Below are 11,923 nucleotides of genomic sequence, written 5' to 3'. Positions count from 1 at the left end.
AGGCTTGTTTGGGATGGCTCAGGGGAAGTTTTCCTGGTGGGCCTTGATGGCTGCCACGTATTCCTTTGTATCGTCGTACATTCCGTTCTTGCTCACGGAGTACTGGCCCTGGTAGTAACCGGCGATCGCGTTGTCCAGGTCCTTGCTCGTGGCAATCAGCTGGCGGATGATGGCCACCCCTGCGGTCGCATTGTCATAGGGATCAAGCAGGTTGAGGTTGCGGCCCACCAGGTCCGAGGCCCACTGGCCGGATGCCGGGATCACCTGCATGGCTCCGATGGCGTTCGCGGGAGACACCGCCCGCTGGTTGAACCCTGATTCCTGATAGGCGAACGCCAAGGCAAGGGACGGCTCAACGCCCATCTGGCGGGCGGTGTCCGAAACGATGTTCCGCATCTCGTCCCTGGACGGAACCGGGGACGCATTAAGCAAGGCCTTGTTCTCGTTCGCCGAGCTGACTACGGCTGCCGGATAGCTGAAACCGAGGAAGGAACTTGGTACGAGCGGGGTGACGCTGGCGGCCGGCTGGCTTGAGGCAGGCTGTACCGAAGCTCCGGGGATGACCAGTTTGTTGCCGGGGTAGATGACAGTTGTCATGCTGAGCTGGTTGGCCGACAGGATGTCCGAAAGCTTGACACCGTGCCTGGAGGCGATGGCGGACAAGGTATCGCCTGCCTTGACGGTGTACGAACCGCCGGTTGCGGGGGCCGGGGCAGGAGCGGCCGGTGCCGCCGGTGCCGCCGGTGCCGACGGTGCCGGGGCGGCCGGAACCGACGCAGGCTGAACTGAGGAAGCCGGGGCAGGGGCGGGGGCGGCTTCGCCGGAGCTGACCTTGACTTTCTGGCCCGGGTGGATGATGGAGCGCATATTCAGGCCGTTCCAGCTGAATACGTCCGAAAGCTTCACCCCGTGCCGGGCAGCAATGGCGGACAGTGTGTCGCCGCCCTTCACCGTGTAGCTGGCACCGGAGCCGGCCTGAGCGGCGGGGGCTGGAGTTGCCGGTGCAGCTGCAGGGGCGGGTCCCGAGCCTGTCAAGGTGATCTTCTGGCCCGGGTAAATGATGGTGTTGGGCTGGAGGCCGTTGAGCTTGAGGACTTCGTAAGTGTTGAGTCCGTATTTGGCCGCGACGCTGCTGATGGTGTCTCCGCGGGCAATGGTGTATTCAGTGGGGGCCGACTGCTGGGCCGGGCGGAATGCCGCGGGAATCGTGGTCGAGACCGAGGCTGCCGGAATGAGGGAAGTGGTGGAGACCGAGGCCTGTGCCTGCATTGCAGCGGCGAGGGTGGCCGGAACAGCGCGAGGAAGCGGCTCCGCAGTCGCGGGCTGGGCGAGGGCGAGGGACGACAGGACCACAGCCGGCAACGCAGCCGTAGTAGCAGCGATCAAAGGCAGACTCGGCCTGGGAGGCTGGGGCGAGCGGGACGTCGTCATGGAAGGAATCCTCTTCTCAACTGCGCGTGCGGCGATGCAATGTGATTACTGATACTAGTGTTACTTAAGTTATTGCTGTTACGAATGTGATCTATGTGAATGTCTCACGAAATTCCAATTAGCACAACAATCCCGGCATTCCCCGCAAGAGGAACCTTTTTGGAGTGTCGCCCCATAGTTGTCAGCGGGCCTGGTTTCACCATCAGTCCGGATATTGCACGGACTAGGCTCCGGGGGGCCCGCCATGGCAATCTTGATCCGTGAGTAATGTAGAGAGCCTTGTTGGCGAGTGGTTGCCTTTGCCCGATGTGGCACAGTTGTTGGACGTTTCCATTACGAAAGTCCACGGCCTCCTGGATGAGCGTGCCCTGGCCGCCCTACGCGTGGGGGAGCGACGGATCCGGTCCGTTCCAGCCGCCTTTATCCAGGATGGCGAGGTTGTCGACAGCCTCAAGGGCACCATCGTGGTCCTGGCAGACGCCGGCTACTCCGATGAGGAACTGATTGTCTGGCTGTTCACGGCGGACGAGTCATTGCGGGGGCGTCCCATTGATGCGCTGCGTGAAGGCCGCAAAACGGAAATTCGGCGCAGGGCACAGACCCTGGCCTGGTAATTGCCGATAATGGCCTCGATCAGGAGGCGCGGCTGACTGTCGCTTCTGCAAGTCTGCGAAGCGCTGTCTTGGGCAATTCGTCCAGCGGCAGCATTTCCAAAGCGTCAAATGCCTCGGTGCCGAATTCTCCGATAAGCACTTCGGTCGCCTGCAGGGCGCCTGACTCCTCGATGATGCGGCGGATTTCAGCCACGTCTTCATCACCAAGATCCGGGCTGCCTAGTTTGGCGTCAATAAATGCGGATTCGTCGGCTGACGCCTGGTCCAGTGCCAGCGCCACCAGCACCGTCCTCTTGCCTTCGCGGAGATCATCGCCGGCAGGTTTTCCGGTGGCGACAGGATCACCGAAGACCCCCAGGATGTCGTCGCGGAGCTGAAAGGCTTCACCGAGTGGCAGTGCGAAAGCCGAATAACCCCTGAGCAACCCGTCCGATGCCCCGGCCAGGGCGCCGCCCAGGGCCAGCGGGTGCTCGGTGGAGTACTTGGCCGACTTGAACCTGATGATGGACTGGGCACGGGTGACTGCCCCTGCCCGATCCCGGACAGGCCCGGCCACTTCCTCCAGGATGTCCAGGTACTGCCCGGCCATCACTTCGGCCCGCATGAGGTTGAAGATCAGCCGTGCCCGGCTCCCGGAAGCTGCCTGTTCGCCGATGTCGGTGAAGGCTTCCTCGCTGAAGGACAGGCATAAGTCCCCTGTAAGGATGGCGGCGGCATGCCCGAACCGTTCACGGTCGAGCGCCCATCCCTGCGCGTCGTGGAGCTGGCTGAATCGGCGGTGCACGCTGGGGCCGCCGCGTCTGGTGTCTGAACGGTCAATGATGTCGTCATGGATCAGGGCCGCGGCCTGGAAAAGCTCGAGCGCTGATCCTGCCGTCACAATCTGTTGGGCACCCGGATCCCCGCCAGCACCGCGCCAGCCCCAGTAGCACATCAGCGCACGGAGCCTCTTGCCGCCCGTTACGAGATTGGAGATGGAACCCATGATGGGGTCGATATCGGGCGAGATGCCCGTCATCACCGACTGCCGGGTGGCCAGAAAGTCGGTGAGTTCGCCGGCCACAGCGGCCACAAATGCCGTCTGTTCGAGGCGCAGCTGCTCAGCGACCGTCACTTGGCTGACTCAGCTGCCACGTTCGCGCCGACAGTGAACGTGGACACACCGGCCGCTTCCACCACTGCGAGATTGACTGTCTCGTTGTCGCCCCGCACAAAGTCCTTCGAAGCCACCGAGCCGACAGCCTCACCGGGCACCGCCTTGAAACCCTGGGCCTCCAGCTGCTTGGTGTAATAGTCGACGACGGCGGCAGTGGGGGACGTGATGCTGGCCACCAGAGCCACCGTTGCTGGCGTCGCCCCTTTGTCAAAGCTGCTGGAGACTACGGTGGCGCCCGGCATCACCGGCAGGAGCTTTTGCGGGAAGTCGGCGACCAGCGCCCCGACGGTAGCTGAGGTGCCCGGGGAAGCGGAAGGGCTGGCCGACACTGTGGTGGATTGGCTTGTAGCCTGCGATGAGGTACCCGTGGACGAGCCGGTCACTTCGGGAGCCGCCGGACTGCAGGCGGCGAGCACCAGCACGGTGCCGGCCGCAAGAGCGGCCAAACGTGCTGGCTTAAGATTTCCAATGACCGTCACAGGGACATTCCTCCTGGTGTTGATGCCGGATTCAGCCTCCAGTTTAGTCAGTAGCAACGGCTAGGATTGCAGTCGTGGGGCCTGAGCGGATCAACCAGCCAACCGAAGCAGGTCTTCGGGAGCTCAGGCGCAGCTGCATCATGCACGTGGACATGGACGCGTTCTTTGTGTCCGTAGAGTTACGTACGCGGCCGCAGCTCCGCGGCAAGCCGGTCATCGTCGGTTACCCGGCCGACCGTTCGGTGGTCCTCTCGGCCTCGTATGAGGCCCGCGCGTTCGGAGTTAAATCAGCCATGCCCATGGCGATCGCTGCGCGCATGTGCCCTCAGGCCGTCATCATCGAACCGCGGCACAAACTGTACTACGAGGTCTCCGCCCGGATTATGGGCATTTTTGAATCGATTACCGACCTGGTGGAGCCGCTCAGCGTTGACGAAGCCTTCCTGGATGTTGGCGGCGCGGTCCGGCGGCTGGGCCCGCCGCGGGAAATCGGCGAACTGATCAGGCGCCGGGTAGCCAGCGAGCTCGGCATTACGGCGTCGGTGGGCATCGCGGCCAGCAAGTTTGTGGCCAAGATTGCATCCACCCGCTGCAAGCCGGACGGGCTCCTGGTGATCGGACCCGAGGAAACGGTGCCCTACCTGCAGAGCCTTCCGGTGGGCGCCTTGTGGGGAGTCGGAACCAAAACCGCAGAGATTCTCGCCCGGATGGGCATCAGGACGGTTGCTGACGTGGCGGCCACGCCTTTACCCACGCTCAAAAAGGTGCTTGGCACTACCGGAGAGCACGTCCATCGGCTGTCGTGGGGCATCGATCCCCGGCCTGTGACGCCGGTGCGATTGGAAAAGAGCATCGGAGCGGAGGAGACCTTTGCCGTGGACACCGGCGACGATGCCATTCTCCACCGCGAGCTGCTTCGGCTCTCCCACCGGACAGCGGAGCGTCTGCGCAGCTCGGGGATGGTGGCGAGGACGGTGGCCTTGAAGGTCCGCTACGCGGATTTTTCCACGATCACGCGCAGCCGCACGGTCCAAACCCCTGTGGACACTGCCCAACTGATCTATGAGGTGGCCCTCCAGCTTCTCGACGCGCTCGGGGACAGGACCATGACAGTCCGGCTGGTCGGTATCCGGGCGGAACAGCTGGAAGACGCAGCCCGGACATCGCTTCAATTGAGCTTTGACCGGAGGGATGACAACTGGCGCGCAGCCGAGCAGGCGCTGGACAGAGTGAGCCGAAAATTCGGCAACAAATCTGTTCTTCCCGCCCGCTTGCTGGATTCCGGAAACGGGCCGGGATAGGCGGGATTTCAGGCCTCCAAGAGGGATCCGGAAAGTCAGTGCCGTCTTTCAGAACGGCCCGCAACAAACTATCCTTAGAGGTACATAGTTTCAGACATTGCCGGACCTCTTGGACATGCTGCTGCTCTTGCGCCAGATGCCGTGGGAATCCAGTTCCGCCATCGCCGGCGGACCGGGAACCTCTACGGTATGCCGGTCGTTATCGGAGCAGAAGCATCGACTGGGACCAGCCCGGACGTTGGCCTACTTAAGGAGGTCGTGATGCCGCTCTCGGAGCACGAACAGAAGCTGCTGGAGCAGTTGGAGAAGCAGCTGCACGAGGACGATCCGAAGTTCGCTAATTCCATGGGTTCGGACCCGAGCCGCTCATGGTCCACCAGGCATGTGGTGATCGGCGTCCTTTGCGCCCTCGCGGGAATTTTCCTCCTTCTCGTGGGCGTCACGCTCCAGAACATCTTTGTCGGAGTATTGGGATTCGTCGTGATGGGAGGCGGCGTCTACTTCGCCACGATGCGTAACTCCGCGGGCCGGAAGCAGCGTTCCGGCGGGGCGGCCAAGAGTGGCAAGTCCCGCAGTTCCTTTATGAACAACCTGGAAGAACGCTGGGACGAACGGCGCCGGGGCGAGTCCTAAGGCGCGATCCTCACAGGGAGGTCGGCCCCGGGAGGTCGGCGCCATCGCGCTGGCCTGGAAACCCCGCCAAGGAAAGCTTGGCGTCCTCCATTTTCCACCACTGGCATCTGAGAACCAGCAAAAAAGACCCGCTACGGCGGGTCTTTTGCATTTAAGGGCTGATTCCGCCGGCAGAAAGCCCTGCGGAAAGAGGGCTCGTGCCGAAGCCCTCCACTTCCCACCACGGGCAGTTCCCGCTGATTTATGCGGATATCTTCCATCAAATGGGGGAATAGCAGTCGATCTTGCGTTGACTGTGGGGGAAAGTGGAGTAATGTGGAGGACATAAGAGGGTAGTTGCAGCATGGGGGATATGCAGTTCCTGACGGCAGACAGGCGGTGGGCCAGTGTTTCTGGGCACACACTCGCCGCGTCTGGACGAAAAGGGCCGGATTATCCTCCCCGCTAAGTTCCGTGAGGAACTTGCCAGCGGCCTGGTTCTCACAAGAGGCCAGGAGCGCTGCATCTACGTCTTCAGCGAGCAGGAATTTGCGCGGGTTCACGAGCAAATGCGGGAGGCGCCTATTTCCTCCAAGCAGGCACGGGATTACATCCGCGTCTTTCTCTCTGGAGCCTCGGACGAGGTACCTGACAAGCAGGGGCGCGTAACCATACCACCAGCGCTCCGGGAGTACGCAGGCCTCGGCAGGGAACTGGCCGTCATCGGAGCAGGAACCCGCGCCGAGATCTGGGATGCCCAGGCCTGGAATGAGTACCTGGCAGAGAAGGAGACCGCATTCTCCGAAACCGACGACGCTATTCCGGGGATCCTGTGATCATCGGGACACGACGGCGGACGGCTTCTTGAACGAGATCTCCAGCCGCCCATCGGACGGTCAACCTGGCTCACTTCCCCGGAGCCAGGCGGGCACGAAGACAGGCGCGGATGGGGATCTGGCCCAAGAAGCCACCAGCAAGTATTCAGGGCAGGAAAGGACGAAGGCATGAACGATCAACCGAAGCCGACGTCTGAACGCCACGTGCCTGTCCTGAGGGACCGGTGCATCAATTTGTTGGCACCAGGATTTGAAGCCGCCCGCCTCCGCGGTGAAACTCCGGTGGCCGTTGACGCGACCCTTGGCATGGGTGGCCACTCCGAAGCCATGCTGAAACGATTCCCGGACCTGCACCTGATCGGTATCGACCGCGACGAAGAGGCCCTTGCCCTTGCTGGCGAACGCCTCGAACCCTTCTCGTCACGGACCGACCTGGTCCATGCTGTCTACGATGAAATCGGCGATGTCCTTGCTGACCTGGGCGTACGTGAAGTCCACGGCATCCTGATGGACCTGGGCGTCTCCTCGCTGCAGTTGGACGAGCGTGAGCGTGGCTTTGCCTATTCATTTGACGCTCCATTGGACATGCGGATGGACACCAGCCGCGGCCAGACCGCCGCTGATGTGGTTAACAACTACAGCGAGGACGAACTGGTAAGGATTATCCGGAAATGGGGCGAGGAGAAATTCGCCGGCCGGATTGCCAACAGGATTGTGGCAACCCGCGCCGTTAAGCCCTTCACTACCACCGGAGAGCTTGTCGAGCAGATCCGGGCGGTGGTTCCGGCCGCTGCAGCCAAGTCGGGTGGCCACCCGGCCAAGCGGACATTCCAGGCGCTGCGGATCGAGGTCAACGAGGAACTCGACGTTCTGGAACGGGCTGTGCCCGCCGCCGTGGACGCCATCGCCCTCGCCGGGCGCATCGTGGTCATGTCCTATCACTCCCTGGAAGACAAGATCGTCAAGAGCGTCTTCCAGGCGCGCTCCAAGTCCTCGGCTCCGCTCGGATTCCCTGTAGAGCTTGAAGAGCACAAGGCCGAACTCAAGACCCTGACCAAAGGCACTGAAGTGCCGACCGCCGTCGAGATCGCCGAGAATCCCCGCGCCGCTTCCGCAAGGCTCCGCGCCGTGGAACGAATCAGAGCCAGGAGGGCCGCATGAGCACCGCCGCCAAGAACTTTCCCGTCGTCTCCGGCAGCGCCGCTCCGGCTTTCAGGACCAGCCCGGCAGGCGCGCCCGGCGGTGGTCGAAAGGCCCGCACGCCGCTGTCCGTCGTGCGCTCCGCCCCCGCCAAGCGCCGCGCCCCGTTTGTGGTCCTGTGCTTCGCCTTGCTGGCCGTGGCCCTGGTCACGGTGCTGGTCTTGAACATCTCGGTCTCCACCGCCCAGTACCAGCTCGTCGAACTGCGCAGCAAGCAGAGCACCCTGACCAAGCAGAACCAGGATCTGACGCAGCAGGTCCAGAACTTCGAAGCTCCGCAGAACCTGGCCGCGAAGGCGACAGCCCTGGGAATGGTGCCTTCCACTGTTAAAGGCCAGATCGATCTTTCGACCCTCAGCGTTACTGGCAAGGCGACGCCGGCCGTGCAAGGCGGTGCCGTCGGAGCCATCATCCCGGCGCCTGCAGTTGCCGGTCTGCTCGCTGTGGTTCCTCCTGTCAATGCGGCAGATCCTGCGGCCAGCCGTAAGCCGGCCGGCAAGGATCCTGCCGCACCACCGGCGGCTGCTTCGGAAGGTGCGCCTGGCCAGAATCCGGGAGGCCCGCCGGCGCAGACGCCAGCGGCGCACGCCGCCTCGGCACCAGCGCCCGGCCCGTCCGTGGAGCTCCACGGCGGTTCCGTTCCGGCTCCGGAGCAGAAGGCGCCCGGGCAGTAATTGACTGCCGCTTGAACAACGACATCACGGGCAAGCTCAGAGGAAATAAGCAGGCAACACAACAGGCAACAAAAGGCGAGCAGCAAGGGATTCACGGTGGCGCAGAGTACCGGTAAGGCAAAGAGCGGGAAGGTGCCTAACGCCAGGAAGCGCTTGCGCCTGGGCCTGGGGATCATGCTGACGCTCCTGCTCGTGGTGGGCGGCAAGCTCTTCCTGGTCCAGGGCCTGGACGTCGGCGGGATGGCCGAAGCGGCGCTCAACAAACGGATGAAAGAGACGGTCCTTCCTGCCGAACGTGGAAGCATCCTTGACGCCAACGGCACTGTCCTGGCCAACAGCGTGATCCGGTACAACGTGGTGGTGGACCAGACCGTCAACACCAAGACCGACAAGTTCCAGCGCCTGGAAACGGTGGACGGCCAGGAAAAGCTGGTTGACGTGACCCGGGACCAGGGCATCAGCGAACTCGCCTCCGCGCTGGGAATGGCAACGGAAGACGTCAGGAAGGCCGTGACCGGCAACCAGCGCTACTACATTGTGGCAAAGGACCTGAAGCCCGACGTCGAGGACCGTGTCACGAAGCTGCTGGTCCCCGGCGTCGGCACCGAAGGCGTGAGCAAGCGCGTATATCCGAACGGTTCGGTTGCAGGCGGGATCGTTGGCTTCCTGCAGGACGGCACCACCGGCCAGGCCGGAATTGAGCAGACCCAGGACGGCATCCTGAAGGGAACGGACGGCAAGCGGCTGTTCGAGACCGGCGCCGACGGCCTGAGGATCCCGGTCGGTATGGATCAACTCACGCCGCCGCAGAACGGCAAGGACGTGAAACTCACCATCAATTCTGACATCCAGTACTTCGCGCAGCAGGCCATCCAAAGCCAGTCGGACAAGCAGGGGGCGGAGTGGGGAACCATTGTCGTGATGGATGCCAAGACCGGCAACCTCATCGCCATGGCGGACACCAACGCCCCGGACCCGAATGATCCCGGCAGAGTGGCAGCGAAGGACCGCGGTGTCCGGGCAGTGACCGCCGCCTACGAACCAGGCTCCGTGGAGAAGATGATTACCGCCGCCTCCGCGATCGAGGAGGGGACGTCCAGTCCCCTGGACCGGTTCACTATTCCGCCTACCTACACCGTTGACAACCAGACGTTCAGCGACGCCTTTACCCACGGCACCGAGCAACGAACTCTGGCCGGCATCATCGGATACTCCATGAACACCGGGACCGTGATGGTCGGGCAGCGGCTGAGCAAGGAAAAGCGTCACGACTGGCTGCAGAAGTTCGGCATCGGCCAGGCACCGGACATCGGGCTTCCGGCAGAGGCCGCCGGCATCCTCACCCCCGCGGACCAGTGGGATGACCGCCAGCAGTACACAGTGCTCTTCGGGCAAGGGGTATCCCAGTCAACGGTGCAGACGGTGCGGGCCTACCAGAGCATCGCCAATGACGGCGTCATGCTCCAGCCACGGCTGATCGACGGCTTTGTTAACGCCGACGGCACGGAGGAGAAGACACCCGTCCAGGATTCGCGGCAGGTGGTTTCAAAGAACACAGCACAGCAGATGCGCGACATCCTGGAAAGCGCCGTGACCGAGGGCGAAATCAAGGATGCGGCCATTGACGGGTATCGGGTCGGCGCCAAGACCGGGACCTCAGAATCGCCCTGCGACGACGGAAAGCCAGGCTACTGCGGCTACACCGCGTCCATTGTGGGGATGGCGCCGATGGACGATCCCCGGTTTATTGTGGAGGTGATACTGCAGCGGCCGCAGGGCAACATCTACGGCATCACGAACGGGCCGGTCTTCCGCTCGGTCATGAGCCAGGTACTCCGGACCTACAACGTCCAGCCGTCCACAGGTACCCCGGCCAGGCTGCCGCAGTACGCCAAGTAGCAACAGCCCGGCATTCCCCACGACGCCCGCCATGGAAGTTTCCGTGCGGGCCCGATCCACTAGCGCCATCGGAGATCCCCTTGTCAGAGCACAATGCACCCGGCAATGCCGCTGCCCCGGCCGGGGGAGCGGCAACCGGCCGTTTCAGGCCGACAGCAGTGGCCGCGGTCCGCCTGGACAGCATCGGCGAATCCATCGGAGTTCCCGTCCCGGACCCATCCGCCGCCGTCACCGTCACCGGAATCTCCCTCAACTCCCGATCAGTGGAACCTGGCGACCTATACGTAGCCTTGCCCGGTGCCTTGCGCCACGGAGCGGACTTTGTTCCGCAGGCCCTTGCGGCCGGCGCGGCAGCCATCCTGACCGACGACGCCGGGGCACGCCAGTTGGCACTGTCAACAGAAATTGCCGTCCCGGTGCTGGTAGTGGATGCGCCGAGGAATGTCGTGGGCCCGCTTTCCGCCATGATCTACCGCAGCCAGCCTTCCAGCGGCGGCTCGCCACAGCTGTTCGGAGTGACCGGAACCAACGGCAAGACCACCACCACCTACTTCATCAACGCGCTGCTGCGCGCCCTGGGCCAGAAGACAGGCCTGGTCGGAACCATCGAAATCCTGGCCGGCGGCGAACCCATTCCCAGCCTGCTCACGACACCGGAATCCACTGACTTGCACGGGCTGCTGGCGCTCATGCGGGAACGGGGGCTGGAAGCCGCGTCGATGGAGGTATCGTCGCACGCTGTTTCGTTCCAACGAGTGGACGGTGTGGTCTTCGACGTCGCCGGCTTCACCAACCTCACCCAGGACCATCTCGACCTGCACGGCACCATGGAGGAGTACTTCAACACCAAGTCCGATCTCTTTACACCGCGCCGTGCCCGCGCCGCCGTCGTAACAGTCGACGACGACTGGGGCCGCCGGCTTGCCTCTACTGCGGAGATTCCTGTCACTACCCTCGCCACAACTCCCGCCGGACAGCCGGCCGACTGGACGGTCACAGACACTGCCGCACGGGGGCTGGGAACGGACTTCACCCTGCGTGGACCCGGCGGCAACTTCCTCAAGGTCCACACCGGACTGCCCGGCGGCTTCAACGTGGCCAATGCTGCGCTGGCGGCCGTCATGGTCATCACCGGCGGGGCGGAGGTCGCCGCTGTCCAGGCGGCCCTGGACCGCGATGACCCGTTCACTGTGGCAGTGCCGGGGCGGATGCAGCTGGTCTCTGAGGAGCCGGCTGCCGTGGTGGACTTTGCCCACAACACCGATGCGCTGGCCCGCGCCTTGGAAGCAGTGCGGCGGCCGGATTCACAGCTGATTGTCGTGTTCGGCGCCACCGGCCAGCGGGACCAAGGCAAACGCCCGGCCATGGGAGCGATCGCGGCCCGCCTCGCGGACACGGTCATCGTCACGGATGACGACCCCCACGACGAGGACGCCGCAGCCATCAGGGCAGATGTCCTCGCAGGCGCCCGTGCCGCGAAGGAAAAGGATTCCCTGGACTGCGCCATCCTGGAGGCCTTTCCCCGGGACGCCGCGATCCGGCAGGCCGTTAAGCTGGCAGGACCGGCGGACACCATCCTGGTGGCGGGCCGCGGCCATGAGGTCTGGCAGGAAGTCAAGGGCGTCAACCTTGCCCTTGATGACAGGGTGGAACTGCGGGACGCCTTGACAGCAAAGGGATTCACCGTTCTCCAAGACGACCGGATAGAGTCCTAGACCGAG

Annotated in this window: 11 protein-coding genes; 8 read left to right on the top strand and 3 right to left on the bottom strand. The window is 63.5% G+C overall.

What is annotated here, in order from left to right; translation table 11 throughout:
• Positions 1-18: 18 nt before the first annotated feature.
• Entirely contained in the window at positions 19-1,431 is a 1,413-nt protein-coding gene (locus QFZ40_RS12225) for a lytic transglycosylase domain-containing protein (RefSeq protein ID WP_306904648.1), read from the bottom strand.
• 260 nt (positions 1,432-1,691) lie between these two features.
• Here QFZ40_RS12225 and QFZ40_RS12220 point away from each other — a divergent pair, with 260 nt between their 5' ends.
• Entirely contained in the window at positions 1,692-2,045 is a 354-nt protein-coding gene (locus tag QFZ40_RS12220; protein ID WP_306904646.1) for an Rv2175c family DNA-binding protein, read from the top strand.
• Positions 2,046-2,064: 19 nt separating this feature from the next.
• Here the strand turns inward: QFZ40_RS12220 and QFZ40_RS12215 are convergent, their stop codons facing one another.
• Positions 2,065-3,159: a polyprenyl synthetase family protein gene (locus tag QFZ40_RS12215; RefSeq protein WP_306904645.1), complete on the bottom strand. Its 1,095-nt coding sequence runs from the start codon at positions 3,157-3,159 to the stop codon at positions 2,065-2,067.
• A complete protein-coding gene (locus tag QFZ40_RS12210) occupies positions 3,156-3,680 on the bottom strand; it encodes a hypothetical protein (RefSeq protein ID WP_306904643.1) in 525 nt (174 codons plus the stop codon). The genes QFZ40_RS12215 and QFZ40_RS12210 overlap by 4 nt, the downstream gene beginning before the upstream one ends.
• A 74-nt stretch (positions 3,681-3,754) precedes the next feature.
• Here QFZ40_RS12210 and dinB point away from each other — a divergent pair, with 74 nt between their 5' ends.
• From dinB to QFZ40_RS12175, 7 genes are all read left to right on the top strand, one after another.
• Positions 3,755-4,981 carry a DNA polymerase IV gene (gene dinB / locus QFZ40_RS12205; RefSeq protein WP_306904641.1) on the top strand — a complete coding sequence of 409 codons (1,227 nt, stop codon included), beginning with the start codon at positions 3,755-3,757 and terminating at the stop codon, positions 4,979-4,981.
• 261 nt (positions 4,982-5,242) lie between these two features.
• Positions 5,243-5,614 carry a DUF3040 domain-containing protein gene (locus QFZ40_RS12200; protein WP_306904639.1) on the top strand — a complete coding sequence of 124 codons (372 nt, stop codon included), beginning with the start codon at positions 5,243-5,245 and terminating at the stop codon, positions 5,612-5,614.
• Between the two features lie 386 nt (positions 5,615-6,000).
• Positions 6,001-6,429 (top strand): division/cell wall cluster transcriptional repressor MraZ, encoded by a 429-nt coding sequence (gene mraZ, locus QFZ40_RS12195; RefSeq protein WP_306904637.1) that lies wholly within the window; start codon positions 6,001-6,003, stop codon positions 6,427-6,429.
• Between the two features lie 168 nt (positions 6,430-6,597).
• Positions 6,598-7,590 carry a 16S rRNA (cytosine(1402)-N(4))-methyltransferase RsmH gene (gene rsmH / locus QFZ40_RS12190; RefSeq protein ID WP_306904635.1) on the top strand — a complete coding sequence of 331 codons (993 nt, stop codon included), beginning with the start codon at positions 6,598-6,600 and terminating at the stop codon, positions 7,588-7,590.
• Entirely contained in the window at positions 7,587-8,303 is a 717-nt protein-coding gene (locus QFZ40_RS12185) for a hypothetical protein (protein ID WP_306904633.1), read from the top strand. Before rsmH ends, QFZ40_RS12185 begins: the two co-directional genes overlap by 4 nt.
• Positions 8,304-8,399: 96 nt before the next feature.
• The gene (locus tag QFZ40_RS12180) at positions 8,400-10,202 is read left to right on the top strand and encodes a peptidoglycan D,D-transpeptidase FtsI family protein (protein ID WP_306904631.1); all 1,803 of its coding nucleotides are present in this window, start codon (positions 8,400-8,402) and stop codon (positions 10,200-10,202) included.
• Between the two features lie 80 nt (positions 10,203-10,282).
• Positions 10,283-11,917, top strand: coding sequence for a UDP-N-acetylmuramoyl-L-alanyl-D-glutamate--2,6-diaminopimelate ligase (locus QFZ40_RS12175; RefSeq protein WP_306904629.1), 1,635 nt, complete (start codon positions 10,283-10,285; stop codon positions 11,915-11,917).
• The last annotated feature ends 6 nt before the right edge of the window (positions 11,918-11,923 follow it).

Source organism: Arthrobacter pascens (assembly GCF_030816475.1).
GTDB lineage: Bacteria > Actinomycetota > Actinomycetes > Actinomycetales > Micrococcaceae > Arthrobacter > Arthrobacter pascens_B.
The sequence above is the reverse complement of the archived record's forward strand: the minus strand, read 5'-3'. Positions and strand labels throughout refer to the sequence as shown.